The organism is Spirochaeta isovalerica, assembly GCF_014207565.1.
Classification (GTDB): domain Bacteria; phylum Spirochaetota; class Spirochaetia; order DSM-2461; family DSM-2461; genus Spirochaeta_F; species Spirochaeta_F isovalerica.
In genome coordinates this window covers 732,557-758,182 of the sequence record NZ_JACHGJ010000002.1, presented here as the reverse complement: position 1 = coordinate 758,182, position 25,626 = coordinate 732,557, and the positions used below count along the sequence as shown (strand labels likewise).

The window sequence follows — 25,626 nt, the reverse complement described above, 5'->3', positions numbered from 1 at the left end:
GAGTATGTCATGATTTTTCGTCGACTCTGAGATCTTTAATGGCCAGCAGTACGAAATCTCCGACCTTGTGCGTTGTAATGAACGAGGAGACATGCTGTTCCGCATCCTCGACATATACTTTTAAAGTGGCTTTGACATCGATACAGGGATTTCCTGTGTTAAAAGTCTCTTCAACGGCATTACGGATCGTACAGACTTTGCAGTGAATAGTCTTTCCACAGCCGCCCGGCTTGCTGTGGTGAATGCAGTTGAAAACGTCGCCGCCTTTATAGCCTTCGATCAGCTCCGGCTCTTTTCCGGTCAGTTCCTTCAGACGTGTGTTTTCAGCTTTCATATTCGTTTCAGAATCGATCAGCAGAACCGGATATTCGAGGCGGTCCAGGTAATCCCGGATCGAACCGATCGGCCTGGAAAGCAGATCGGAGGCGCAATCTTCGCACATACTATGAGAGGTTCCTTCAACATGGAGAGCCTTCTCTCCCATTGATTTTCCACACCAGGCGCATTCTATCTTCATAGTGAAATTTTAAGAAAACTGAAGTCATTTTTCAAGAGATCCTTAGGACACCAGAGGAAAATGACAACATGAAAAAAGAAAGAAAGCATTGATATTCCTGTTGACTCTCAAGTTCCTTACGGATCTTCCTTTGCAATTTTTCGGCGAATCTGGATAGTATTTCCTGAGGCAATCCGGGCAGATTGTATGACTGAAATCCACCGAGGAGTGTTTGGCTATATAGCTTTCAATCTCTTCGTAATACCCCTTGTCATTCCTGACATTTTTACAGTAGGAGCAGATGGGGATCAGCTCCTGAAGTTCATTGATTTCCTTTATTCTCGTTTCCAGTGCAGCAATGAGGTTTTCTTTATCCGCTGAAGTCTTCTCCAGGGCGAAATTGGCTTTATCGAGCTTGATTATGTTGATTCTGAATTCGTTGACCGCTCTGGCGATATCGCCGATCTCGTTCTTTATATTGATATAGGGTACATCGGATTCCGCATTCTTCCGGCTGATCAGCAGCATGGCGTTCTTCAACCTATCAAGGGGAGCAAAGATGTTTTTCTGAAAAATCTGCAGAAAAAAGAAAATGAGTATCGATGACAGGAGGAAGGCGAGAATATGTTCCCGGATTTCCTGCCTCTCACGCTCGATCCTGCTGTCTGCATATTCCTCTGTCTTATTGACAACAACTCCCATAAAATCTGATATCTATTCCAGTATTCTGACCCCCAGTCTCAGGAATTCTTCATGGGTGGATGGATAGGGACCGCCGGCCGGAGCCAGTGGAAGTATTTCATTCCGGGACTTTAAAAACTCATCGAAATAGAGATTTTTCAATTCGGAGTACGATTCCTCTACCCCCTGCCCCTGAAGATGGGCACATAGAAGATCCAGATCTTCAAAATACTTTAGAGTTACAATATTCAATATAATATCTTTTCATACAGATCTGATTTCAATAGCTGTCCACCAGCCATAGTGGCTGTTAGAATGGAGATTTCAGGACCAGCCATATTCCTCAAAGCCAGAGTTCTGAGTCTGATCGACGAATAGCGGTTTATCAGCCCTGCATCCGCCCTTCTCCGCAAGTCATCGATTCCTGTCTTGATTTCGACAACCCCGCTTAAGGCTGATGATATCTACTCTTCTAGGTTTTCCCCTTGCAACTCCGCCAGAACTCTTGATAAGGTTTCTTCTCCTTCCCGCAGAAAGGCGTAGACCGAAGGATCTTCGGGATCAAGCAGAACGCTATTGCCGTAGACAATGGTATCGCTGTATTCACTCTCCCTTCTCCGCCATCGGCAGCCAGGTCTCTCCAGATATACTAGTCCAATTTGGGATTGTCCGAAAACTCCCCCAAGAGATTTACATAGATACTATAAGATGAATTAAAAGCTATTCTTCCGAAACTCCTTTTTCAATATCCTGGACAGACAGCAAATAGCGGACGTGATCTTGAAACTGAAAAAGAACTGGCAGCGTTGAACAGATTATGATAAAAAATATGTAAAAAAAGCCCGGCTGAAAATATATTTTCAGCTGGGCAACATTGTTTAATTCTCAATTATTCAAAACTTCTTCAATCCTTTTATCAGCTCTTGTTAGAACATCATCAAGACTCTCGCCTAACAACCAGGTTTTTTCAATTTCCTCTTTAATAATTGTCTCTATGGCCGCATAATTTAGAACTGGAGGAAAAGTGCTAGCGTTGGATGCCGTTTCGGCATAATTCGCTCTCTGAGGCACATTGTCAGCAGCTAGAGCTTTCAGAACACTGTTTCTCGGCGCGATATGTCCTGTTCCGGCAGCCCAGTCATATACATGATCATTCAGGAAACTGCAGAATTCAAGAGCTGCTTCATACTGTTCCAAATTGTCCTTCTGCTTTGGGATAACCCACATATGGCTATTGGCCCAGACTTTCTTTTCACCCATCAGATTGGGAAAGTTCATGGCTCTGTAGTCAAATTCCAACTCTCTGTTGTACTGATCCACGACCCAGGTTCCATTTAATTCTATAGCAGCTTCACCAGTCATGAACATCTGCTGAGCAGCTGTATAATCGGCATAAGGATCGGAATAGCCCTTATTAAAACGCTCAAGCATAAAAGAGAGAGCCTTTTCAGCCTCGGGAGAATCCATATTCGCTGTATTTGATTCGATATCAATGACTGATTTTCCCTGTTGCTCCATCAAAGAATGAAACAACCGGAAAGAAATGGGATACTGTGTTGCATCTTCAACCCAATAGAGCTTGCCGGTTCTCTCTTTCATGATCTGAGCCTGTTCAAAGAACTCTTCCACACTGGTCGGAAGAACAGGTATACCATTGGAATCGACTAATCCGGCTTTTTTAAAGAGATCTACATTAACATGAAGTAAATTGGCATGAAGATCTAAAGGGACTCCATATGATGTTCCTTCATAGGATATGGCTGCGGCTGCTGGTGCTGTCCAGTCAGAAGAATCGATACCAGCGGAATTGTATTGATCGTCAAGAGAAAGCAGTAATCCCCGGGACGCATAGGCTGGCATATTAGTCTGATGCATAACAGCGACATCAGGTGGGTCTCCTGCAGCAAAAGTGGTATTTAACTGATCATAATAGCTTCCCCACTCACTACCGCCAAGTTTCTCAACTCTTATTTTTCCTTCATTTTCAGCATTGAAAATATTTGTGAGGATCTGAATGGCTGCCGCTTCCGAATTAGCCTGACTCAAATCCGTCGACTTCATAAGCGAATCATCGGGATCTCCGAAGAAACGGGCAAGTTCAAGAACAATAACTCCATCTTCAGATCCAGTCTGTTCCGCACCACCACTCGCCAGAACAGGAGACAGAAAGATTGAACCCATCAAAATACCAATTAATAATTTTCTCACTATGAACTCCTTTAAGATTCTATATTATGTGCAGACTAAATCTCTGCCATATATCTGTATTTATTTGCCGCCGCTGGACATGGAAATTCCCCGGATAAGATACTTCTGAAAAATCAAAAACAAAATGAGGAGAGGTAAACTGGCAATAGAACCGCGAGCCATGAGAGATCCCAGTTCTGTTGCCTGAGCAAAGTTCCCCTGTAAAGAAGCCAAACCTGTCGTGATTGTAAACATCTCTTTTCTCGTTGCGGAAACAAGAGGCCAGAGATAATCATTCCAGGTCAAAATATAGGTAAAGATTCCAAGAGAAGTTAAAGCGGGAACTGTCATGGGTAAAATTATGCTGAAAAATGTTCTTATAGGAGAAGCTCCGTCTATCTGAGCCGCTTCAGTAAGAGAATCCGGAATTCCTTTAAAGAACTGAACCATAATAAACACACCAAGAGGAATGGCTATTCTGGGAAGGAATAAAGCTGCGTAGGTATTATGGGCAGATAACTGGGAAAACATCAGAAAAAGAGGAATGAACAGAGCTTCTTTGGGAACCATAAGTCCCGCCAGAGTCAGAGAATAGAGGACTTTTCGTCCCCTGAATTTCATTTTGGCAAATGCATATCCTGCCATGGCTTGAAACAGAAGTGTAAATACAGTTGTAATACCCGTCACAATTAAACTGTTTGTAAACCATCTTGTTGTCAGTCCTACTTTAAATACTCCGAGAAGATTTTCGAATGTTACTTGCGCAGGAAACAATGCAGTCGAATTTATCTTAAGAAGATTATTAGGTGTAATAGCCATAATAACCATCCAGTACACGGGAACTATCCAGATTAAAGCTAAAACAATTAAAACTATTCGGCCGAACCAGAATGATACACTATTCTTTTGCATTTTTCTTCTCCGATTTAAAAGTTAATTGAATAAGGGATATGGCAAACATGGCAAGAAAAAGGAACACGGCCATGGCTGAAGCATATCCAAGTTGATAATCACGGAAGCCAGTTTCGTAAATGTATTGAATTAGAACTCGAGTCGTACCCCCGGGTCCCCCTTTGGTCAGAATATAAACCTGACCGAAGATCTGAAAGGAAGCAATGATCTGAAGAATTGCTACCAGTTCTATTGTTCTTTTCAGAGAGGGTACAGTTATATGAAAAAAGTCATGATACCATTTAGCGCCATCGATAGAACTGGCCTCATAAATGAAGGGATCTATATCCTGAAGACCCGCAAGTAGCAAAATCATGTTAAAGCCGACAGTCCACCAGAGTGTACATATTATGATGGCAGCCATGGCAAAGTGAGGATCTGTTAGCCAGTTGATTACCGGAAGATCAAGAAAAGTAAAAGCCTTACCAATTAATCCCTTTTGCGGATTAAACATAAATCCCCAGATTAAAGTTGTGACAGAAACAGAAAAAACATAAGGAGCAAAGAAAGCAGTTCTAAAAGAGCTGTTAACCTTACTTTTCTTATTGAGCAAAATAGCAAAAATCAATCCTATAATAATCAGCAACGGAGTTGAATAGAGAACAAACTTCAGAGTATTGAAAAATGAACTCCAGAAAGTAGGATCTTTTAACATTCTTGTATAATTAGCCAATCCCTTAAAGGTCATACCAGAAGTAAGTAAATCCCATTTAAAAAAGCTGGCAAACAAAGCATGGAAAAGAGGAAAAATTTGAAAAACCAGATATATAGCCATAAAAGGAAATAGAAAAAATACGACTGAATAATTGAACGACTTAATAGTTCTCACTCTCACCCCCTCCCTTTAAATTCATATATTCATGAATCTTAAGGCTATTATTTCATGCTTATGCGAACTTGTCAAGTTTTATCCTTGTATATTCTTTTTACTTCATGCTATAATGAACTATAATAAATCGGGAGTTATTTATGATACCTATTGAATATCCGAGACCATTACAGTATAGAAACTCCTGGATGAGTTTGAACGGACTCTGGGAATTTACTGATTATAATGATGATTTTCTCAAAAGTCCTTACGATAAGATCAATGAATCATTTGACTATACCATCCAGGTACCCTATACATACCGCACCAAAGCATCCGGATTGGGTTGGGACAAAAACCTTCAAAAAGTTATATACCGCAGAACTATTGAACCGCCATATGCGACAGAGAATAACCGGACAATACTTCACTTCGCCGCTGTAGACTATTACTCAGAGATTTGGATAGATAACGAACTTGTGGGTAATCATGAAGGAGGCTACACCCCTTTTTATTTTGATATAACGAATTATATCAAAGAGAGAAAAAGATTTACCATTACGGTATTTGTCGAAGACCCGGACTCGGGAGAACAACCCAGAGGTAAACAGTCAAAAGGGGCATCTTTTGCCTGCTGGTACACTCCCGTAACAGGAATATGGCAGGATGTCTGGTTGGAGTTCCTGCCAGAAACCTATATAAAATCGATTAAGAAAATCTCCTCAACTCCTGAAGGGACAATAAATTTCTCCCTTGAATTATCTTCTCCATTGGAAAACACCATTGTATTATCCGAAGTAATCCTGCAGGGAACCTCCATTACGAAAACTGAGATTGAAGCCAGATTCCCCTTTACTCAAATGAGTCATTTCATTAATAACGCTTCACATTGGGAGCCGAAAAATCCCGCATTATATTATATCCGCATCCTTTTGATTCATAATGATTCAGTTATTGATGAACTTATAACTTATACAGCCTTCAGAACACTGGAAATAAAAAAAGACGGGTTGTATTTAAATGAAAAGAAACTTTATCAAAAACTGATTCTTATGCAGGGATACTGGGAAGATGGAGGATACACTCCTCCTTCTGAACACTCATACGGGAAGGATATAGAATCTGCACAGGAATTGGGTTTTAATGGATGCAGGATGCATATGAAAATTGAAAGTCCCCGGTTCTATCATGCTGCAGACCGCCTGGGCTTTCTTGTATGGGAAGAAGCCCCTGCCATTTATGACTATTCGGAAAGATCCAAGAACCGTTTCTATAAAGAGTGGATGGAAATACTAAAAAGAGATTTCTCCTGTCCCTCAATCATTGCGCGTGTGATTTTTAACGAATCATGGGGAATCCGAGATATTGCAGAATCTCCAAAAATACAGTCATGGGTAAAAGAAGTTTACAGTATGACACGAACAATAGATCCCCATACATTACTAATCGGAAACGACGGATGGGAACATTTTGATGGAGATTTCATTACATGCCATAATTACGAACACTCACCAGTTGAAATAGAAAAAGAGTGGAACAAAGCCCGATCAAACAAACCTTTCGGTATAGAAAACAAAAAACTGTATATCTCTGAACCGATCCCCCCCGAACGGCCCTGGATCCTCAGCGAATTCGGAGGAATCAGTTTTAAATCATCTACCGGAGAAACTTCCGAATTGTGGGGATATAAGGACATTCCTGAAACCGCTGATGATTTTTTAGAACGCTTTGAATCGATTATCAAAAAATGCTCAAAACTAGCCGGATTAACCGGTTGGTGTTATACTCAATTCAACGATACGGAGCAGGAGAAAAACGGTCTCTTTTCCAGTGACAGAAATCCTAAGTTTCCCCCTGAGTTAATTCGTAAACTAATAGACAGATATTTTGAGGGAAGTTAAATTATCCGATGGAATCAAAAGTATTAATTGCTGAAAGTGAAAAGGTCCAGGAAATTGCAAAAGCTCTCAATTCTCAATTGAGAATAGATATGCTTAAAATTTTGCAATACAGAAAGATGAATCTCCGAGAACTCGCTGAAGAGCTTGATATACTGACTTCAACGTGTACAATGAATATCCAGATTCTGGAAAAGGCAGGGCTTATAAAAACAGAGATGGTTCCGGCTACAAGAGGTAGCCAAAAGATCTGCCAAGCCAGCTGTTCCGAAGTGGTTCTCCCCCTGATAGAAGATAGGAAAGTTCAGGATGATGAAATTATTACTATTGATATGCCCATCGGTTTATACACAGATTTTGAAATTCATCCGCCCTGCGGGATTTTAAGTGACACAAATATTATAGATTATCTGGATAGTGAAAGGGCCTTCTTCAGCCCTCAAAGAAGCAATGCTCAGCTGATATGGTTTACAGAGGGGTTTATCGAATACAGCTTCCCGACAAATCTACCAACAGAAAAAAGTGTCAAATCTCTTCAGATAACTACAGAGATCTGTTCCGAATTTCCAGGAAATAAATCAGACTGGCCTAGTGATATAACCATGTGGATCAATTCCGTGGAAATCGGAACCTGGACAAGCCCCGGAGATATGGGCGATAAAAGAGGAAGATTCACTCCAAAATGGTGGGGACTTGAAAACACTCAGTATGGTTTTTTAAAACACTGGAGAGTTACAGAAGAAGGCTCTTTTATTGATGGAATGGAAATATCAAAAATATCATTACATCAATTAAAACTGAGATCAGACCACAGAATTAAGGTACGATTGGGAAATAAGAAAGATGCCAAGTACAAAGGCGGACTTAATATTTTCGGAGAGAAATTCGGAAATCACCCAACAGGTATTTCCATGCAGCTTGAAATGAATTCATAATCTAGCTATATAGCCTCACCCGGAAGACATAGGATTCATAAGGCTCCAACCATAAAGAGCGGAGATTCACAACAGCCTCACCGCTCTTTCCATAATTGGATAAAACTGTTTTCAAAACCTCATAATCGTAGCTGCGAGTGAGGGCATCACCGGTAAAATTGGAAACAACCAGCAACACCTGCCCGTTCCCTTCCCTGAGAAAAGCATAGACCAAAGGATCATCGGAATCGAGAAGAATGCTTTTTCCGTAAACAATCGTATCGCTGTACTCGCTCTCCCGTCTCAGTCGGATCAGCTCTTTATAGTGATAGAAAACGGAGTTTTTATCGGCGACAGCTGCCTCCCCATGTATTAGGGAACCCGGACCGTCCATTTTCAGCCACGGCTCTCCACTGGTAAAGCCGTTATGCTTTCCGCCGGTCCAGCGCATGGGAACCCGGGCGTTATCGCGGGAAAAGGGCTGGATTCTCCTGATAGCCTCAGCGGGAGTCATTTTATGATCATTAATAAGAAGATCATAGTAATGATGGTCCATAAGATCGTTGTATTCTTCAATCCTATCGTAATAAGTGTTGATTGCGCCGATCTCCTCACCCTGATAGATATAAGGCGTTCCGCTCATCATATGAAGAGTAGTCCCCAGCATCTTGGCACTTTCCACCCGGTACTCCCTGTCATTTCCGAAACGGGAGACAGCCCGCGCCTGATCGTGATTGGACCAGTAGTTGGAGTTCCATCCCCTCCCCTCCAGTCCGGTCTGCCAGTTTGACATGATCTGTTTGAATTTGACCAGATCCAGCGGTTTCTTAAGCTCTGATACATCCCCTCTGTCCACATCCATATGTTCGAACTGAAAGATCATGCTCAGTTCCTTTCTGTCGGGATGGGAATAGAGCTGACCGTCAAAGGGAGTGACGAAGGGCGTCTCCCCGACGGTGAGAACATCGTAGTGGCTCAGGACTTCACTGTGCATTTCCCTCAGGTATTCATGGGCTCTGGAATTGTTGGCCCAGTGCTCAAATCCGGCGACCCCTCTGTCTGTTATGGCGGCCGGGGGAAAGTCCACCGGTTTGCCGATCATATTGATAACATCCATACGGAAACCGCCTATCCCTTTTTTCAGCCAGAAATGCATCATATCATAGACGGCTTCCCTGACCTGTCTGTTGGCCCAGTTCAGGTCGGGCTGTTTTTTACTGAAGAGGTGGAGATAGTACTGACCGGTCGCTTCATCGAGCTCCCAGGCGCTTCTGGTGAAATAGGATCCCCAGTTGTTGGGCGATCCGCCATCGGCAGCCGGATCTTTCCAGATATACCAGTCCCGTTTGGGGTTGTCCCGGGAACTGCGGGATTCGACGAACCAGGGGTGTTCGTCACTCGTGTGATTGACAACAAGATCCATAACGATGCGTATCCCTTTTCCGGCTGCCCGGGATATGAGCTCATCGAAATCCGCCATGGTTCCGAACTCAGGGGCGATATCGCGGTAATCGCTGATATCGTAGCCGTTATCGTCCATGGGGGATTTGTAGACCGGGCTCAGCCAGATGACCCGGACACCCAATTTCTCCAGGTAATCAAGTTTGCTGATGATCCCCTGCAGGTCGCCGATGCCGTCTCCGTTGGAATCTTTAAAACTTCTGGGGTAGATCTGATAGACCGCTTCTTTATGCCACCATTTTTTTTCCATAGTGAATCCTCTTCCCTAACACTAATCATTACCCGCGGCGGGTTCTCTTCAATATAAGTATTTGATAATTAGAATTATACTGAATCTATCAGAAAAATACTCTTCATGATGGATATTGCCTTAAAAAAGTTTCCGGTCTGCTTCATGGAATTGGCAGGGCTGAACAGATTTTTAAGGGATGTTCTCTGCAGATGAGCGGGGGATTAGACCCGACAGGGAAAAAGATGCCCCGGGGAATTGAAGCAAACTGATATCCGTAGCAATTTCCTGTCATTATAGTAAATTCTTGCTATAATCAAAAAACTATTCATGGCATAAAGCTCCTCTAGCCCGATTCCAAAGGACCGGGGGACAATGAAGCAACGAAAAAACAAGGAGACTACGAATGAAACGAATTTTTATGTTGCTTCTGCTTCTTCCGGCCATGCTTATTGCCGAAGGACAACAGGACAAAACAGCCGATGACGCTGTGGAAATCGTCATCTACAACAACAGCGGAGCCATGAGCGCCGCCCAGGGGGGAGCATCCAGCGATCCCGAACATGTGGAATTTATCAGGGAGTATATAAAAGAAAGGACCGGGGTGAACGTCATCGTTATTCCCCCGGTAATCGGTCAGGAAGATCAGAAGCTTAATATGCTGCTGGCTTCGGGTATGCAGATTGATGCTTTCTGGGGTAACTGGGACCAGTACTACAGCAAGAACGCCATTATGCCTATTAACGATCTGATGGAAAAATACGGTTCAGATATTATGTCACACTGGCCTGAGGAATCGATCGAAGCCATGAGCGACAGCCAGGGGAACCTTTGGGGTGTGCCCAGAGTGACTCCTACAGTGGCAACCAACCCCTGGGTCAGAAAGGACTGGGCAGAGGAACTGGGCGTCAAATTCCCCGAAACCATAGCCGAGCTGGAAACTTTTATGGCTGCCGCGGCCGCAAATAAAGAAAAGCTTTCCGGAGATGACACCATCATCATGCTGGCGGAAATCAATGGAAAACACGGCTCACAGGGAATCTACCAGACGTTTATCGGAGGATTCACCGAGCACGGATTCTCAAACTGGATGGATTCTGACGGAAAACTCAAGCCTTATTATCTTCAGGATGGCTACACCGATTTCCTGAAAACCATGAACAGATGGTACACAAGCGGATATATGTATCCCGAGTTCGCTTCTCTGAACAGACAGAAAGTGAGAGAACTGGTAAAAACGGGAAATGTCGCATCCACAGCCACCTGGTATTCCAATGTTGCTAACGTTCATTGGGATATGAACCAGATCGATCCCGATGCGGAATTCGTCCTGATTCAGAAAGGAATAGACGGTCCCATGGGGAAAGGAGAGACGGTTATTCCCGCGACATCACAGGGTATGCTCATCTCTTCCAGAAGTAAACACCCCGAAGCCGTCATCAAAGTCATGAACCTTCTCTATTCTTCTCCTGAAGCCTTTGCCACGTCCCAGAAAGGTCCCGAAGGCGTCAACTGGGAATGGACAGACAAGGAGAATGGAATCTACGATCTGCTTACAGACAACCTGAACTACATCCGCGATTTCGACTTTGCCGTCGGCCTCCCCGCTGCGGCAACTGCCGGAACAGCCAATCCCATGTTCCAGAAAGAAAACGAAGTCTGGGGCCTCGCGGGCCAGGGGAACAATCCTCCCACGGGACTCGATTTCTCCCGGGGGAAAATGCCTTTCGACGCAGGCGTGAAATACGATCCTTCGGTTCTTTCCGATCAGATACCCGGATACAGCGATATCGAGAGAATGGTCGAGGAAGAGCAGATCATGTTCATCATCGGTGAGAGACCTCTCTCCGAATGGAACGATTTCATCGGCGAACTCTACGATGCGGGGCTTCAGGACTGGATTGACGTTCACACCGATATCTACAAAGAAGCCATGAAATAAGATCCATTTTACGCGGCGGGCCGTGATTCTCCGGCCGGCCGCTTTTTCCGGAGTTTACTTTGAAATCACTAAGAAAAAAGAAGAGCGATTATGCCGCTCTCTACTGGTTAATGGCGCCGGGCCTCGTCTATTTTTTTATTTTCCGGTACATACCGATGCTGGGGACCCTGGTGGCTTTTAAAGATGTCGCGCCTTTTGAAGGTATCGAAGCCATATTCACAGCGCCCTGGGTGGGATTGAAACACTTCAGGAAATTCATATCCTCGGTTTTTTTCTGGAATATAATGGGCAATACCTTTATTCTCGCTGGGCTGAGGATGATTTTCGAGTTCGGACTCCCCATTGTTCTGGCCTTGATGATCAACGAAGTGCGCCTTCTCAAATTCAAAAAAGCCGTTCAGACTATTTCCTACCTGCCTTACTTCGTATCCAACGTGGTTCTGGCCGGTATGGTCTTTAACCTGCTGTCTCTTCACGGCGGCCTGATACCCGAAATCATCCGCTTTTTCGGCGGACAGCCGGAATATTATGTGGGAATGTCCGATACCTTCCGCCCCGTTCTGGTAACCGCCATCGTCTGGAAGAATCTGGGATGGGGAACCATAATCTATCTTGCCGCTCTGACAGGAATCGATCCTCAGTTATACGAAGCGGCGGAAATCGATGGAGCCGGACGGTGGCAGCAGACTATAAGGATAACTTTGCCGAGCATCAGCTATGCTATCGCCATTATGTTTTTACTTCGTATTTCAGTAGTTCTGAATCAGGGATATGAAGAAACGCTGCTTCTATACAGCCCGGCAGTCTACAAAACAGCTGACATTATCGACACATATGTGTTTAGAACCGGTCTGGAACAGATGAATTTTTCCTTTGCCACAGCGGTTGGTTTTTTCAAATCCCTGTTGGCTCTCGCTCTCGTAGGCCTCTCCAACTGGACTACGAAAAAACTCGGACAGGACAGTCTGTACGCATAGGAGTATGTAAATGAGTGCAATTTTCCCCACAAGGGGTGAAAAAATATTCCGGGGTTTCAACGGCTCACTTTTGATCCTTATATCTCTTCTCTTTCTTGTTCCCTTTCTCACGGTATTTATGACCAGCTTTCTTTCGGAACAGGAATACATTCAGAGGGGTCCTTTTGTTCTGTTTCCGGAAAAATTTGATTTCGGAGCCTACAAAATGCTCCTCTTTCAGGGAGACGCTGTTCTAACAGCCTATAAGAATACCATATTCCGGACAGTTGTCGGAACGATCCTTCAAGTCGGCGCGACCAGTCTGCTGGCTTACGGCCTGAGCAAATCCGATCTGCCGGGAAGGAAAATAGTCATTTCCGCGCTGATCATCTGTATCGTTTTTCCCGTGCAGATCATCCCCCTGTTCCTGCTGAACAAAAGTCTGGGACTGATCGATTCCATCTGGTCCCTGATCTGGCCGCGGCTGATCAACACCCAGTACGTGTTTATCATGATGGCTTTTTTCCGGCAGATACCAGCCAGCCTCGAAGAATCGGCTAAACTGGACGGCTGCTCTGTGTTTCAGACCTTTGTAAGAATCATTCTGCCGCTGAGCCTCCCCTCGCTCGTCACGATCGGTCTCTTCTACGCGGTATGGCAGTGGAACGACTGGTTCGATGCAGCCATGTTCCTCATCAGCCAGGGAAAACTTCCCGTTCAGAACCTGATGAGAACCATACTACTCTCATCAACCATGAGCGAAGTTATCACGACCGGACAGACTCCCCCTCCCGGCGAAGCGATTAAAGGAGCCGTCATAGTCATTTCGACTCTTCCCATCCTTGCAGCCTATCCCTTTATTCAGAAATACTTCGTCAAAGGGATGATGATCGGCTCGGTAAAAGGGTAATTTCATGCTATAATTTTCCGGCGGATCAATCGGTCCGCCGAAACTTCCGGAGGTATGAAAAACCTGAAAAAAGTTCCCCGCTATTATATCCGAATTCTCTTTATTCTCCTTATTGCTTCCATGGTCCCCACAGTCTGGCTGGCGGGCTTTCTCTACACCCGTATGTCCGACCTCATCCGGACCGCCGAAGAGGAAACGGCCATCCACTATCTGGAGCAAATCTCCCACAGCATGGAACTGATTGTAAAAAATATAGAGGATACGGTCCATCTTCTCCAATTGAATAACGATTTCATCACCTATCAGCATTTCAAAGACAAAAACTACTTCAGGAATTTTCATGATCACTACAATCTCGACCGCATTTCCGAATACTCGCGCTTTCTGAAATTGCGGACCGGGATCAACCGGAACCTGGAGCAGTTCGCCACGACGGCGGATTTTATTCAGTCGGTTTATTTTTACGATACAAAGGTGAGGGAAGTTTTTTCCATGGAGTATATACCGACGCCCATTCAGTCTTTCCCCCACCGCGAATGGTACAGCCATTTACCGTCCATCGATGAAAAAACTCTGATCGGACCTGTTCTCAACAAAGACGGACAGAAAGTTCTCTATATGGTCTTTCCCGAAAGGGATAACAGCGAAATGGTATTTATCGTCAATATCAACGTATCTCTTCTTTATAACTTTCTCTGGAGACAGATCGAGCCGCGCAATACGGAAAACTTCTTTATCCTCGATAACAACGGCTCCCCTCTTTTATATGATATCCGCATGGAAAAGATGATTCAGTCGATCGCCTGGACAGTGAAGGAAAACTCCGAAGGCCTGAATGCCGTTCAGGCAGGCAATAAAAAGCTGCTGGTAAGCAGCTGGAAAGATGACTACCCCGGCTGGTCCTATCACGGGGTCAATAACAGTTCCCAGTTTGCCGCCTTATTTAATCAGAACCGCCGTTTTATGCTGTGGATACTTCTTCCGCTGCTCTTCATCAACCTCTCATTGCTGTTTTTATTGCGTCGGCTTCTGTACAAACCGATAGATATGGTCATGGGCCATATGCCGGAAGAGGAGGCGCGGACACTGGACCGGCTCGGGCAATGGATCGATGAAGCTGTCAACGAAAGAGATGTTCAGGAGGAACTGCTCAATAAAACGGTTCCGGCTTTTCAGACCGATTACCTGAGCCGCAAACTCGATGGAGGAGATGTTCCCGATTCTTCGCTTCCCCCGACAGATCTCCCTTTCAAAGATTCCCGGTTGCGGGTTCTGGCTTTCTTTACGGAAGAGAATGAAGATCTGCAGGAGGCTCTTCATAAACTATCCCAGTGGAGTTCTTCTCTGCAGTGGCCGTCGGTATCCTTCAGAAAGGGTTCGGAGCTCTTTGTTGTCATGGACGGAGAAACACCCGCCTACAGCGAAATATGCCGTCTCACCGATGATTTTACATCCCGGGTATACGGCGAATCAAACTTAAAACTTTTCGGGGCCATAAGTCAGAAAAGCTGGAATACAGAGGAGCTATACAAAGGACGCATCCAGGTCGAAACAGCTTTAAAAGATTATTTGAAACTCCCCTTCGGAACACCGGTGATTGAGCTGGGCCGTCCCTGCGGAACAGATATCGCTCCCCTTATTCTGGAAAAGGGCTTTACCGAAAATCTGCTCGATCTTTTAAAAAACGGAGAGAAGGAAGAGGCGGCGGAGCTTCTCCGGTTCAGACTGGCACAGCTGGCGGATGAGGGAGAGGACCACCTGCCGTCGGAAGTTCAGCATTTTTATATTCATCTGGTCAATTCGCTTCTCAACGGCCTCCGGGACAGGGGTTATGACATTTATCTCTCCGATCCGGTCGGGGAAGATCCTTTTGTTACCCTGATCAATTTGAAAACCGGCGATGCCATAAACCGGTGGCTTCTCGGATTTCTGGACAGGATAGCGGGAAGAATATCCGGCGGTGATGAAAATTCACAGGCCCGTTCCTATATAAGCACGGCCGAGGCCCTGATAGATGAGCAGCTGGGAGATGATATCAGCCTGTCCTCCATTGCCGAACAGATGCATCTTTCAACTTTCTACTTAAGCCGCCTGTTCAAGGAAGTGAGGAATGAAACCTTTACCGAGTATCTGAGAGTTCAGCGGATGAAAAAAGCCCGTCAGCTCCTGGAGGACAGGGAACTGAAAATCAAGGATGTGAGCCGCCGCGTCGGCTACTGGAGCAGCAACTATTTTATCAAAGTGTTCCGGAAGCACTACGGGGTGACTCCCGGAGAATTCAGAGATGCCCAGCTCTCATTGAAAAGGAAGGGATCCGGTTCAAACCAGTAAGGATTATCTTACAATCGAACCGGAATCCCACTCTTATTCAGATTTTTACTTTAATTACGATTTTTCTGACTTTCTCAGAACCTTTACTGACGACGGAACAACCGGGCATATGCAGTTCACCGGGATGAAATATGGCGAAGGATCCCGCGTCGACACGAAAGGTTTGATAGCTTTCCGGCTTAAACAACGCTATATCAACAGTTTCGTCATAAGCCTGAATTTCCCTCACCTGCTCCGGATAGGCGAAACCCATCTCCTCCGAACCGGATATGGGAATTTGAAGATCCATGTATTTCCGGTGGGATTCCATCATTTTCTGTTCGGAGGAAAGGGTATCGTATTCCTGTACAAGAGCGAAAACCCTGTCTCCGTCAATCTCATACCTCCCCTCTTTCAAAGAGGAGAGATCGGATTTCTCCAGAAAATCAAATGCTGCGGGAAGAGCCTCGTGCAGGACTTCGTAACGGCGGATTTTTTTCAGGGAATCAAAGAGCATCGAGAAAATCCACTCCTTTAATGTCGTGTTTGTCTCTCAGTAAGCGGAATTCATCTTTTAGAACAGCTTCTTCCGATGCACCGAAATTACTGAATGGCCTGCGGCAATATCCCCCGTCAACACCCATCCAGGAGAGGGCCCGTTTCATAATAGCCACATAATTTTTCTGTGTGGCATGCATGATTATGATATTGGCAATCCGCTGTTTCTCCTCCGCTGTTTTCAGGTCCCGCTCCGCCATAGCTTTATTGATAGCGATAAAAAGCTCGGGCATAAGATTGTAAAATGAACCGATGAGACCGTCGGCTCCGAAAGAGAGTCCCGACATGGCCATTTCGTCGCATCCCGAATAGACGAGAAAATCATTTCCGATCTCCTCTTTCATCCGCATCACTTCAAAATGGGATGTGGCCGTATACTTCACGCCGGCCACGCCTTCAATAGTGGAAAACCGTTTAACCTGTTCGAATCCCACCAGTCCGGCGAGGGCGATATTGTAAACGATCATGGGAAGGTCGGTTGATCCGGTTATATCTTTGTAGTAATTGAATACATCGTCCGCCCCGAATTTCCAGTAGAAAGGGGGGACGCTGGAAATGGCGTCGACACCGGCCGATGCAGCCTGTTTTGCCAGATCGATAGATATTTTCGTCCCGATGGCGCCGACATGGGCGATCAGGGGGATCCGGCCGTTTACCTGGTCGACAACGACCTCGACAACCTTCATCCGCTCCTGGGGTGTCATGAGAAATCCCTCGCCGGTGCTACCCGTCAGATAGAGTCCGTCGACCCCTTTTCCGATCAGATGATCGACCAGAGCTCTCATTCTCTTCTCATCAAAATTTTCATCCATGTCGAAGGTCGTGACAAGGGCGGGAATGACCCCTTTGATTTCATTAACATTGTACTTTGCCATAATTATCCTCTTTGTTCTTATCTTATTTTCTCAACGAAATGACAGGCGGCCAGATGCTCCTCTCCGTCTTTTCCGTAATTGACCAGTTTCGGCTCCTCTCTCCGGCAGATGTCCTGACATTGGGGACAGCGGGGATGAAAGGGACATCCCGAAGGCGGATTGACAGGACTGGGAACATCGCCTTCGAGAATGATGCGATCGCTCTTCCTGTCCGGATCGGCCACCGGAATAGCTGATAGCAGAGCCTGCGTGTAGGGATGGAGTTTTCGCTCATAGAGTTTATCGCTGTCCGATAGCTCAACGATCCGCCCCAGATACATGACGGCGATCCTGTCACTGATGTATTCGACAACGCTCAGGTCGTGGGTAATGAACACATAGGTGAGGTTCCTCTCATCCTTGAGTTTCTTCAGAAGCTTGAGGACCTGGGCCTGTATGGAAACATCGAGCGCGCTGACTGCTTCATCGCAGATAATCAGTTCCGGGTCGATGCTCAGAGCCCGGGCGATACCGATTCTCTGTCGCTGCCCTCCGGAAAACTCGTGGGGATAGCGGTCCATATATTCCCGTCTCAGGTTGACCGCTTCAAGCAGATCCCCGATGATCTTTCTCCGTTCCTCCCGGCTTTTCACACCGAACTTTTTAAGCGGGTCTTCAAGGGAACCGAATATGGTGAAGGCCGGATTGAGCGATGAATGAGGATCCTGAAAAACGATCTGCAGCTTCTTCCTGAAAGGTACCATGTCCTTTGCATTGAGCGTTCTCAGTTCGGTCTGGCCTTCCGGTCCATGGTAATTGATCTCCCCGTCCGTTGCCTGAACCAGTTTCAGGATGGATTTTCCCAGGGTCGTCTTGCCGCAACCGCTTTCCCCTACCAGCCCGAGGGTCTCGCCTCTGTAAATATCCAGATCCACGCCGTCGACCGCTTTGACATAACCGCTCAGCTGTTTGAATACGCCTTTATGGATGGGAAAATGAGTTTTGATATTTCTGAGGCTGAGGATAACCTCTTTCTCTTTATTTGCCCTCATGGTTCATAACCTCCCTGTAATACCAGCACATGACCGAATGGGTTTCACCGCACGATTCTTCCACGGGAGCAGTTCCGCATTTGTCCGTGGCAAAGTCGCACCGGGGCTGGAACTGGCAGCCGACCGGCCTGTCGTAGGGATCGGGAGTAGAGCCCTTGATAGGTTCGAGCTCCTGCTGTTTCCCTTTTCCCAGAACGGGTATGGAACTGAGAAGGGCCCTTGTGTAGGGATGGGCGGGCCTGTGGAGAACATCCTCCACGGTGCCGCTTTCCACAATGTTTCCCATATACATGACGGCCACATCGTCAGCCAGTTCGGTCACGACCCCCATATCGTGGGTGATGAGCATAATGGCCGTGCCGTAGTCTTTTTTCAGGGTCTCCATCAGCTCGAAGATCTGGGCCTGAATGGTCACGTCCAGGGCCGTGGTCGGCTCATCGGCGATCAGAACCCGGGGATTGCAGGACATGGCCATGGCGATCATGGCGCGCTGCCTCATGCCGCCGGAAAACTGGTGGGGGAACTCCTTCGCCCTCTGTTCCGGCGCCGGGATGCCCATGTCACTGAGAAGATCGACGGTTTTCTTCCTGATCTTCCGTGCGGTTATTTTTGCATGGTATTTCAGGTTTTCGCCGATCTGTCCGCCCACGGTGAATACGGGGTTGAGCGCTGTCATGGGGTCCTGAAAAATCATGGCGATCTCCCCGCCCCTGATGGACCGCATGGTGGGGCCGTTCTGTTCGAGCTGATCGATGCGGAGCTTGCCGTGCCTTTCGCTGTAGTAGTTTATTTCCCCTTCCTCGATTCGCGACAGCTTGGGAAGCAGTCCCATGATGGATGACGCGGTGACGCTTTTCCCGCAGCCGCTTTCCCCGACGATGCAGAGCGTCTTCCCTCTTTTTACGGAAAAGGAAACACCGTTGATGGCCTTATTGCACCGCTGGTTTGTATAGAAGAAGGTTTTGAGGTTTTTCACCTCGATTATCGTATCTTTATCCATGACTCTCTCCTAACCCTGCTGCGATGGGTCTGTGGAATCGCGCAGACCGTCTCCGATAAAATTGACGCTGAGAACGAACAGGGAGATGACGATTCCCACGGGCAGCCACATCCACCAGCTCTCCTGAAGGATTCTCAGCTCCTGCGCCGCGTTGAGAATGTTGCCCCATGTGGCGATATTGAGCGGTACGCCGAGTCCCAGAAAACTCAGGGCCGCTTCCTGAAGAATGAACATGGCCGTACTCAGGGTGATATTGACCATTACGGGTCCCAGAGCATTGGGGAGTATATGTTTGTAGGTGATGGTTGCCGTTCCCAGCCCGAAGGCTTTGAGCGCCTGAACATACTCCTCTTCCCGGAGGCTGAGCATCCTGGCCCTTGTCATCCTGTACATGGGCCCCCATCCCGTTATTATAAAAATCACAATGAGATTGATAAGACTCTGTCCCAGAATGGAGACGAGCAGAAGCACCAGGATGATCTGGGGAAAGGCCATAAAAATCTCCGAGAGCCGAAGAAACAGCCCGTCGATCAGTCCGCCTTTATATCCGGCGTAACAGCCGAGGGACACACCGACGAGAGCCGCGCCGAGGGCGCTTCCGAGACCGACGAGGATGGAAATCCGCCCGCCGTAGACGATTCGGGCGAAAACATCGCGCCCCACCCTGTCCGTGCCGAGTATATGATCAGCCGAAGGAGCCTGAAGCACCGCCTTCAGATCGATGGCCAGCGGATCATACTGGCAGATCAAAGGAGCGAAAATGGAAGCCAGAAGGATGAGCGAAAATATGACAAATCCCCCCACGGCAAGCCGGTTGTTGAGAATCTTTCTCAGCTGCCGGTTCATTTTGCTCTGTTTGAGCAGACCCGCTTCTTCGCGGGCCCGGATTTTATCGAAACTCCGGTCGAGCCGGGTATTTTTCTTCTTTATATCATTCATGGATTCCGCCTAACTCAGTTTGACTCTCGGATCGAGCACTGCCGTGAGCAGGTCGACGAGGAAACTGGCGATGAGAACAGCCGTAACGGAAAAGAGGGCGATCATCATAACCAGAGGGAAATTCTGTCCTCTGACGGCCGTGATAAATTCATTCCCGATTCCGGGCCACTGAAAAATCTGCTCGATGACCACGGCCCCGCCGATAAGCGTGGGAAGCCGGAAACCGACCAGAACGACAACGGGGGTCAGAGCCACGCGGAAACCGTGAACCAGATTGACCCGCCATTCGGGAAGCCCTTTGCTCCGGGCTGTTTTTATATAATCTTTATTGAGCGAATCGAGCATGCTTGAACGGGAATAGCGCATGACTCCCGCGGTCATTGTCGCCGCCAGAACAAGGGCGGGCATAACCAGATGGGGGAAACGGTCCCAGTAGGTGACATATTCGGGCATAAGCCTTCCCCCGACGGGAAGCCAGTGGAGCTTGAGGGCGAATATGAGAATGGCCACCAGGCCGAAAAAGAACTGGGGGATGGAAACCCCTATCATCCCGATGACTGTCAAGGAGTGATCGGCGATGGACCCTTTTCGGATGGCGCTGAGGAACCCCAGCAGACTGCCGAACAAAGAAGAGAGAAGCAAGGCGATAAAGGACAGTTCCAAAGTGGCGGGAAGCCTGTCGAAAACAATGTCCCGTATAGGGACGCCGCTTGAAAGGCTGTAGCCGAAATCACCTTTGAGGACGCCTTTGAACCAGATGGCGTAACGGACGATAAAAGGATCGTTCAATCCCAGAGAATCCCTTAAGGCGTCAAGTTTTTCCGGCGAGAGCTCAGCGGCTGCTTCCGGATTAATCATATAGGAGACAGCGTCTCCCGGCATTAACTCCAGTCCTCCGTAGATAAAAAAGCTGATGATGATCAACATGGGAACCAGAATCATAAGTCTTCTAATCGTATAAGAGAGCATCTATATAACTCCTCCGGGATAAGTCTTGAAAGAGGCGGCGGGCTATGAGGCCCGCCACCGATGGTATTATTTAATAAGGCTTATCAGGGTTTGGGAAACTTGTTCACGTAGAAAAGTCTCGTATAGGGAATGTCCACGGGAATCACTCTCATGTTTTCCATGGCTTCCAGGGCTTTCACGTCGGCCACGCTTTTGGTAAAACCGTAATCGAGTTTTCCGGCGGAAGCGTTTTTGATCACGTTTGTGTCATTCTCGCCGCTGGGGTACATGACGATTTCATCGATTTTGGCTGTTCCGCCGTAGTACGATTCGAAGGGAACCGCAACCGTGTAGTCGTTCATTTCCACTGTTTTTATTTTGAATGGTCCGCTTCCCACAGGGCTCTGCCAGAAGGAGTTCTGCTGGAACTGGAGGGGATCGGAGTTTTCAAAGTACTTTTTCGGAAGCGGGGGAAACTGAGAGAAAGTGAGAAGCATATTGGGATCCAGTGTTGCAAATGTCACTTTCACTTTATTTCCGTTCACAGCAATTCCGCTGATGGAGTCGGCTGTTCCGCTTACATAAGCATCGGCGCCTTCGATGGATTTGAAAGTTGTAGAGAACACAGAGTGGATCGCCGGAACTTTCAGAGCGTACTCGATGCTCCACTTGATATCATCTGCTGTGATGGCTGACCCGTCATGCCATTTGGCTCCGTCCTCCAGAGTAAACTCGATTTCCATGCTGTCGTCAGATACTTTGAAAGAAGAAGCGAGCTGTCCCTCTTTCGCCATGAGCGATTCGTCGGCGACGATCAGTCTGTCAAAGAGAACCTTATTAGCCATATTCAGACCGGGGTTGAACCAGGGATGTTCGAAAAACTCTACAGGAGCCGTATTGGTGTAAAGCACATGCTTGCCATTGGAATCGGCTTCAACTGTCCAGTCGAGAATGCCCCAGTCGTAATTGTACTGTGCGTTTCCGTAAGCCCCGCCGTTTCTGTTAACTCTGTCGCTCTCATAAATAAAGAGCTGCTGGTAGTATAGGGGAATCAGAGGAAGGTATTCATTGACATATTCTTCAAGAGCGAAGAATGCTTTCTGCTGCTCAACGATATTGGCTGTCGCTTTTGTAGCGGCAACGAGTTTGTCGATTGTAGGATTGCTCGGCGTATGGGAGTTACCCGGTCCGTTAGTCGGCAGTTTACCGTAATACTCGTGCATGGCCAGAGCAGCGGAACCGGCATAAGCCATATCCCACTTCACGTAAGAAGGTCCGTTGACAGGATCGGAAGGATTGGTCCATAGCTGCTCCCCGAGGTCGCCTTCGAGTTTTCGGAAATCCATTTTAATCCCCACGCCGCCGAGATAGGCCTGTACGGCAGTCATGATATCGACTGTCAGCTGGTCTCCGTAGTAGTAAACCACATCGAGAGTATAGGAGGAATCCCAACCCGCTTCTTTGAGAAGAGATTTAGCCATTTCCGGATCATAGGAATAGGAATTGAGGCCGTCGGCTTTCCAGGGTCCGTTGGGAACCATGCTGTTCGACACAAGAGCTTTTCCTTCGAGAAGCGTCTCGGCGATAGTGTCCATATCGATGGCATAGGCGATGGCCTGTCTCACTCTGTAATCGGAAAGAGGATTGCTGTTGAGTCCCTCGATCTGTTTGTCCGATGCCGGTTCAGAGGCCTGCTGCCCGCCGGCCCACAGTCCGAATGCCAGAAAAATCATCAGAATAGATAGTAATGATGTTCTGATTTTACCCATTTTATATCTCCTTTAAACATAAAAAATGATTCTCTATTTACGGATGCAGTGTTTTGCCACCCAACCCGCTACATTGGTTTATTATTGCATACATTTGTATACAGTCAAGTTTTTTCTTGCAGATTTATTTTCCAAGGTATACAATGCAGTCATACTATAAAATAAGGTTTGCCTATGAGTAAGGATAAAAACGGGGAGAAATCCTCATACGAGAAAATGAAAGAGTTGGTCCTCGAAGGCCGCATTTCCCCGGGATTCAGACTGACCGAAGCCTTCCTGGCGGAAAAGCTCGATATGTCCCGCATCCCCGTAAGGGAAGCGATCCAACAGCTGGTCCACGAGGGCTTTATAGAGAGAACCGGCAAAAACGGGTACCAGATAAAAGAGTACAACGAACAGGATATTATCGATCTCTACAATTACCGGGAAGCTCTCGACGGCATGCTGGTAAGGCTCTATACCCAGAGGGTCGACGACTCCCAGCTGTACTACCTGGAAATGAATGTGGAGGCCATGGACGAACACTTCAAAAACTTCGATCAGCACGTGTTTTCCAAAATCGACCAGGAATTCCACAGAATCATCGCAAGGGGAGCGCGAAACCAGTATATGGAACACCAGCACGAAATCATTCTGGAAAAAGTGCTCTACATCGCCGATATGATCTACCGGATAGATGAAGAGAAGCACACAGAGCTGCTGAACCCCGAAACATACCGGAAGACCTACGATCAGCATTGCGAAATATTCAACGCCATTAAGGAAAGAGATCCCGACAAAGCGGAAAGGGCCGCAAGGGATTCTGTCGAAAAAGGACTGAAACAGGCGCTGCAGGTTCTTTCGAGAAGACACTAGAGATAAGTGAGACATAATAATCAAAAAAACTCGCAAACAAAACGTAAGGGCAGTTATGCCTGTATAGGAAGAGATACATGGATTCAAATACAATCGGAGAGCTGAAAGATTTTTATTATACGGAACTGATAGAAGACGTCGTCCCCTTCTGGGAGCGGAACTCTGTCGACCATGAATACGGGGGATTTATGGATTTCCTGGACAGAGAGGGAAAACCTCTTTCCACCGATAAAGGGGGATGGGTCCAGGGGCGGGCCGTCTGGATTTTCTCCACTTTATACAAAGAGATAGAACCGAAAAAGGAATGGCTGGAAGCAGCGGAAAAAGGTGTTCGCTTTATCCGGGAGCACCTGATCAGAAAGGAGGACGGCCGGGTTTATTTCGAGGTGACCAGAGAGGGGAAACCCCTTGTTATGCGCCGTTACCTTTTTTCAGAAATGTTTGCCGCCATAGGCCTGGCCGCCTACAGCGAAGTTTCCGGAGACCGGGCCGCGCTGGCAGAAGCGAAAAAGCTCTATGCCCTTATTGATAATCTGGAAGGGAAACTGGAGCCGAAAATCGATCCCGCAACCCGAGAGTTCCGCGGGCACTCCATGACTATGATGCAGATAAGTCTCAATCAGATCATGCGGCAGGCCGATCCTGAAAGCGCCGGGAAATACACAGCCAGAATTGATAGACAGATAGACGAGCTGTTCAGGTATTTCGTCAAACCGGACCTGAAAGCCCTGCTGGAAACTGTCGGTCCTGAAGGGGAGATGAGCGAAGGGCCCGAGGGAAGATGCGTCAACCCGGGCCATGCCATCGAAACGGCCTGGTTTATACTGGAGGAAGCGAAATACCGGAACGACAAAGATTTGATGGAGAAAACGCTTCCCATTCTCCAGTGGTCTCTCGATCTGGGATGGGATAAAGAGTATGGAGGTTTATTCTCCTTTGTCGATATCGGGGGAAAACAGCCGGCCCAGATAGAATGGGACATGAAGTACTGGTGGCCCCACTGCGAAACAATTTACGCTTTGCTTCTAGCTTATGAAATGACAGGCCGCGACGTTTATGAACAGTGGTTTAAGAAAGTTCATGACTACACCTGGTCTCACTTCCCCGACCGGGAGAAAGGCGAGTGGTTCGGCTACCTGAGACGGGACGGTTCGGTTCAGGTGGACCTGAAGGGGAACCACTACAAAGGGCCTTTTCATATCCCCCGCTTTCTGATGAAAACCTATAAGCTTCTGGAGGAAATGGCGAAATGACGGAACAGGCAGTTGAGAAGGCGGCGCATATCATCTGGGACTACCACCATATGAATCACAAACTGGAGAAATCCGACCTTCTCTTCGTTCTGGGAAGCCATGATATCCGGGTGGCCGAATACGCCGCCCGTCTCTTCCGCGAGGGATGGGCGCCGGTCATTCTTTTTTCGGGAGGCGTGGCCCATCAGGGGGATATGCTCGATACGGGATGGGGAAAAAGCGAAGCGGAGGTTTTCGCCGCCAGAGCCGGGGAACTGGGAGTTCCCGGAGAAGCCATTCTGCTCGAGACCAAAGCCGGCAATACGGGAGATAATGTCCGCTATTCCCGGGTTATTCTTGAAGAAGCCCGAATCACATTTGATAAGATCATCGCCGTACAGAAACCTTATATGGAGCGAAGAACCTATGCGACGATAAAAAAGATCTGGGCCGATAAGAAACTGATTGTCACATCCCCTTCCCTTTCATACGAAGCCTATCCGACGAATGAGATATCGCTTGAGAATATTATCAATATCATGGTAGGCGATCTTCAGAGAATAATCGAATATCCGGCAAAAGGTTTCCAGATTCATCAAAGTGTCCCGGAAGAAGTTATGAGCGCTTACAGACAGCTCGTTGATGCGGGGTATGATCGGCATATGATAGGATAGAG

23 protein-coding genes are annotated in these 25,626 nt (G+C 47.1%); 9 read left to right on the top strand and 14 right to left on the bottom strand.

Features of this window, described 5'->3' with window-relative positions; all coding sequences use genetic code 11:
• Positions 1-7: 7 nt before the first annotated feature.
• From HNR50_RS08185 to HNR50_RS08160, 6 genes are all read right to left on the bottom strand, one after another.
• Complete coding sequence (locus tag HNR50_RS08185; RefSeq protein ID WP_184745725.1) at positions 8-517, bottom strand: hypothetical protein; 510 nt, start codon at positions 515-517, stop codon at positions 8-10.
• 42 nt (positions 518-559) lie between these two features.
• The gene (locus tag HNR50_RS08180; protein ID WP_184745723.1) at positions 560-1,198 is read right to left on the bottom strand and encodes a HAMP domain-containing protein; all 639 of its coding nucleotides are present in this window, start codon (positions 1,196-1,198) and stop codon (positions 560-562) included.
• A gap of 12 nt (positions 1,199-1,210) precedes the next feature.
• The gene (locus HNR50_RS08175; protein ID WP_184745721.1) at positions 1,211-1,429 is read right to left on the bottom strand and encodes a hypothetical protein; all 219 of its coding nucleotides are present in this window, start codon (positions 1,427-1,429) and stop codon (positions 1,211-1,213) included.
• Between the two features lie 633 nt (positions 1,430-2,062).
• The gene (locus HNR50_RS08170) at positions 2,063-3,385 is read right to left on the bottom strand and encodes an extracellular solute-binding protein (protein WP_184745719.1); all 1,323 of its coding nucleotides are present in this window, start codon (positions 3,383-3,385) and stop codon (positions 2,063-2,065) included.
• A gap of 60 nt (positions 3,386-3,445) precedes the next feature.
• A complete protein-coding gene (locus HNR50_RS08165; RefSeq protein WP_221439835.1) occupies positions 3,446-4,009 on the bottom strand; it encodes a carbohydrate ABC transporter permease in 564 nt (187 codons plus the stop codon).
• A gap of 253 nt (positions 4,010-4,262) precedes the next feature.
• The gene (locus tag HNR50_RS08160) at positions 4,263-5,144 is read right to left on the bottom strand and encodes an ABC transporter permease subunit (protein ID WP_221439834.1); all 882 of its coding nucleotides are present in this window, start codon (positions 5,142-5,144) and stop codon (positions 4,263-4,265) included.
• A 188-nt stretch (positions 5,145-5,332) separates the two neighbouring features.
• On the opposite strand from HNR50_RS08160, the gene HNR50_RS08155 reads away from it, so the two are divergent.
• Together HNR50_RS08155 and HNR50_RS08150 are read left to right on the top strand one after the other, a co-directional pair.
• Positions 5,333-7,024 carry a glycoside hydrolase family 2 protein gene (locus HNR50_RS08155; RefSeq protein ID WP_184745713.1) on the top strand — a complete coding sequence of 564 codons (1,692 nt, stop codon included), beginning with the start codon at positions 5,333-5,335 and terminating at the stop codon, positions 7,022-7,024.
• Positions 7,025-7,032: 8 nt separating this feature from the next.
• On the top strand, positions 7,033-7,956 hold the full coding sequence (locus HNR50_RS08150; protein WP_184745711.1) for an ArsR/SmtB family transcription factor: 924 nt from the start codon (positions 7,033-7,035) through the stop codon (positions 7,954-7,956).
• A gap of 1 nt (position 7,957) precedes the next feature.
• On the opposite strand, the gene HNR50_RS08145 is transcribed toward HNR50_RS08150, so the two are convergent.
• Positions 7,958-9,646 carry a glycoside hydrolase family 13 protein gene (locus tag HNR50_RS08145; protein WP_184745709.1) on the bottom strand — a complete coding sequence of 563 codons (1,689 nt, stop codon included), beginning with the start codon at positions 9,644-9,646 and terminating at the stop codon, positions 7,958-7,960.
• A gap of 385 nt (positions 9,647-10,031) precedes the next feature.
• On the opposite strand from HNR50_RS08145, the gene HNR50_RS08140 reads away from it, so the two are divergent.
• Genes HNR50_RS08140 through HNR50_RS08125 form a run of 4 tightly spaced genes read left to right on the top strand, consistent with a single transcriptional unit; the run spans position 10,032 to position 15,764 of the window.
• Positions 10,032-11,567, top strand: coding sequence for an extracellular solute-binding protein (locus HNR50_RS08140; protein WP_184745707.1), 1,536 nt, complete (start codon positions 10,032-10,034; stop codon positions 11,565-11,567).
• A gap of 59 nt (positions 11,568-11,626) precedes the next feature.
• Entirely contained in the window at positions 11,627-12,544 is a 918-nt protein-coding gene (locus tag HNR50_RS08135; protein WP_221439833.1) for an ABC transporter permease, read from the top strand.
• Between the two features lie 10 nt (positions 12,545-12,554).
• Positions 12,555-13,433 (top strand): carbohydrate ABC transporter permease, encoded by an 879-nt coding sequence (locus HNR50_RS08130; protein ID WP_184745705.1) that lies wholly within the window; start codon positions 12,555-12,557, stop codon positions 13,431-13,433.
• Between the two features lie 54 nt (positions 13,434-13,487).
• Positions 13,488-15,764, top strand: a complete 2,277-nt coding sequence (locus HNR50_RS08125) for a helix-turn-helix domain-containing protein (RefSeq protein ID WP_184745703.1) — start codon at positions 13,488-13,490, stop codon at positions 15,762-15,764.
• A gap of 37 nt (positions 15,765-15,801) precedes the next feature.
• Here HNR50_RS08125 and HNR50_RS08120 read toward each other — a convergent pair whose 3' ends face one another.
• From HNR50_RS08120 to HNR50_RS08090, 7 genes are all read right to left on the bottom strand, one after another.
• Entirely contained in the window at positions 15,802-16,260 is a 459-nt protein-coding gene (locus tag HNR50_RS08120) for a NanQ anomerase/TabA/YiaL family protein (protein WP_184745701.1), read from the bottom strand.
• Positions 16,250-17,176, bottom strand: a complete 927-nt coding sequence (locus tag HNR50_RS08115; RefSeq protein ID WP_184745699.1) for a dihydrodipicolinate synthase family protein — start codon at positions 17,174-17,176, stop codon at positions 16,250-16,252. The genes HNR50_RS08120 and HNR50_RS08115 overlap by 11 nt, the downstream gene beginning before the upstream one ends.
• A gap of 17 nt (positions 17,177-17,193) precedes the next feature.
• Positions 17,194-18,207, bottom strand: a complete 1,014-nt coding sequence (locus HNR50_RS08110) for an ABC transporter ATP-binding protein (RefSeq protein ID WP_184745697.1) — start codon at positions 18,205-18,207, stop codon at positions 17,194-17,196.
• Complete coding sequence (locus HNR50_RS08105) at positions 18,194-19,207, bottom strand: ABC transporter ATP-binding protein (RefSeq protein WP_184745695.1); 1,014 nt, start codon at positions 19,205-19,207, stop codon at positions 18,194-18,196. Before HNR50_RS08105 ends, HNR50_RS08110 begins: the two co-directional genes overlap by 14 nt.
• 9 nt (positions 19,208-19,216) lie before the next feature.
• Positions 19,217-20,146, bottom strand: coding sequence for an ABC transporter permease (locus tag HNR50_RS08100; protein WP_184745693.1), 930 nt, complete (start codon positions 20,144-20,146; stop codon positions 19,217-19,219).
• A gap of 9 nt (positions 20,147-20,155) precedes the next feature.
• Complete coding sequence (locus tag HNR50_RS08095; protein ID WP_184745691.1) at positions 20,156-21,115, bottom strand: ABC transporter permease; 960 nt, start codon at positions 21,113-21,115, stop codon at positions 20,156-20,158.
• Between the two features lie 83 nt (positions 21,116-21,198).
• Positions 21,199-22,863 (bottom strand): ABC transporter substrate-binding protein, encoded by a 1,665-nt coding sequence (locus HNR50_RS08090; RefSeq protein WP_184745689.1) that lies wholly within the window; start codon positions 22,861-22,863, stop codon positions 21,199-21,201.
• A 174-nt stretch (positions 22,864-23,037) separates the two neighbouring features.
• On the opposite strand from HNR50_RS08090, the gene HNR50_RS08085 reads away from it, so the two are divergent.
• The 3 genes from HNR50_RS08085 (at position 23,038) to HNR50_RS08075 (ending at position 25,624) form a co-directional block, all read left to right on the top strand.
• Complete coding sequence (locus HNR50_RS08085; RefSeq protein WP_184745687.1) at positions 23,038-23,718, top strand: GntR family transcriptional regulator; 681 nt, start codon at positions 23,038-23,040, stop codon at positions 23,716-23,718.
• Positions 23,719-23,795: 77 nt separating this feature from the next.
• Positions 23,796-24,971, top strand: a complete 1,176-nt coding sequence (locus HNR50_RS08080) for an AGE family epimerase/isomerase (protein ID WP_184745685.1) — start codon at positions 23,796-23,798, stop codon at positions 24,969-24,971.
• Positions 24,968-25,624 carry a YdcF family protein gene (locus HNR50_RS08075; RefSeq protein WP_184745683.1) on the top strand — a complete coding sequence of 219 codons (657 nt, stop codon included), beginning with the start codon at positions 24,968-24,970 and terminating at the stop codon, positions 25,622-25,624. Before HNR50_RS08080 ends, HNR50_RS08075 begins: the two co-directional genes overlap by 4 nt.
• Positions 25,625-25,626: the final 2 nt, after the last annotated feature.

Excerpts from the sequence above, each read along its gene's own strand:
- HNR50_RS08185 (WP_184745725.1), bottom strand. The coding sequence starts at position 517 with ATGAAGATAGAATGCGCCTGGTGTGGAAAATCAATGGGAGAGAAGGCT.
- HNR50_RS08180 (WP_184745723.1), bottom strand. The coding sequence starts at position 1,198 with ATGGGAGTTGTTGTCAATAAGACAGAGGAATATGCAGACAGCAGGATC.
- HNR50_RS08165 (WP_221439835.1), bottom strand. The coding sequence starts at position 4,009 with ATGGCAGGATATGCATTTGCCAAAATGAAATTCAGGGGACGAAAAGTC.
- HNR50_RS08155 (WP_184745713.1), top strand. The coding sequence starts at position 5,333 with ATGAGTTTGAACGGACTCTGGGAATTTACTGATTATAATGATGATTTT.
- HNR50_RS08150 (WP_184745711.1), top strand. The coding sequence starts at position 7,033 with ATGGAATCAAAAGTATTAATTGCTGAAAGTGAAAAGGTCCAGGAAATT.
- HNR50_RS08145 (WP_184745709.1), bottom strand. The coding sequence starts at position 9,646 with ATGGAAAAAAAATGGTGGCATAAAGAAGCGGTCTATCAGATCTACCCC.
- HNR50_RS08140 (WP_184745707.1), top strand. The coding sequence starts at position 10,032 with ATGAAACGAATTTTTATGTTGCTTCTGCTTCTTCCGGCCATGCTTATT.
- HNR50_RS08130 (WP_184745705.1), top strand. The coding sequence starts at position 12,555 with ATGAGTGCAATTTTCCCCACAAGGGGTGAAAAAATATTCCGGGGTTTC.
- HNR50_RS08125 (WP_184745703.1), top strand. The coding sequence starts at position 13,488 with ATGAAAAACCTGAAAAAAGTTCCCCGCTATTATATCCGAATTCTCTTT.
- HNR50_RS08120 (WP_184745701.1), bottom strand. The coding sequence starts at position 16,260 with ATGCTCTTTGATTCCCTGAAAAAAATCCGCCGTTACGAAGTCCTGCAC.
- HNR50_RS08115 (WP_184745699.1), bottom strand. The coding sequence starts at position 17,176 with ATGGCAAAGTACAATGTTAATGAAATCAAAGGGGTCATTCCCGCCCTT.
- HNR50_RS08110 (WP_184745697.1), bottom strand. The coding sequence starts at position 18,207 with ATGAGGGCAAATAAAGAGAAAGAGGTTATCCTCAGCCTCAGAAATATC.
- HNR50_RS08105 (WP_184745695.1), bottom strand. The coding sequence starts at position 19,207 with ATGGATAAAGATACGATAATCGAGGTGAAAAACCTCAAAACCTTCTTC.
- HNR50_RS08100 (WP_184745693.1), bottom strand. The coding sequence starts at position 20,146 with ATGAATGATATAAAGAAGAAAAATACCCGGCTCGACCGGAGTTTCGAT.
- HNR50_RS08095 (WP_184745691.1), bottom strand. The coding sequence starts at position 21,115 with ATGCTCTCTTATACGATTAGAAGACTTATGATTCTGGTTCCCATGTTG.
- HNR50_RS08090 (WP_184745689.1), bottom strand. The coding sequence starts at position 22,863 with ATGGGTAAAATCAGAACATCATTACTATCTATTCTGATGATTTTTCTG.
- HNR50_RS08085 (WP_184745687.1), top strand. The coding sequence starts at position 23,038 with ATGAGTAAGGATAAAAACGGGGAGAAATCCTCATACGAGAAAATGAAA.
- HNR50_RS08080 (WP_184745685.1), top strand. The coding sequence starts at position 23,796 with ATGGATTCAAATACAATCGGAGAGCTGAAAGATTTTTATTATACGGAA.
- HNR50_RS08075 (WP_184745683.1), top strand. The coding sequence starts at position 24,968 with ATGACGGAACAGGCAGTTGAGAAGGCGGCGCATATCATCTGGGACTAC.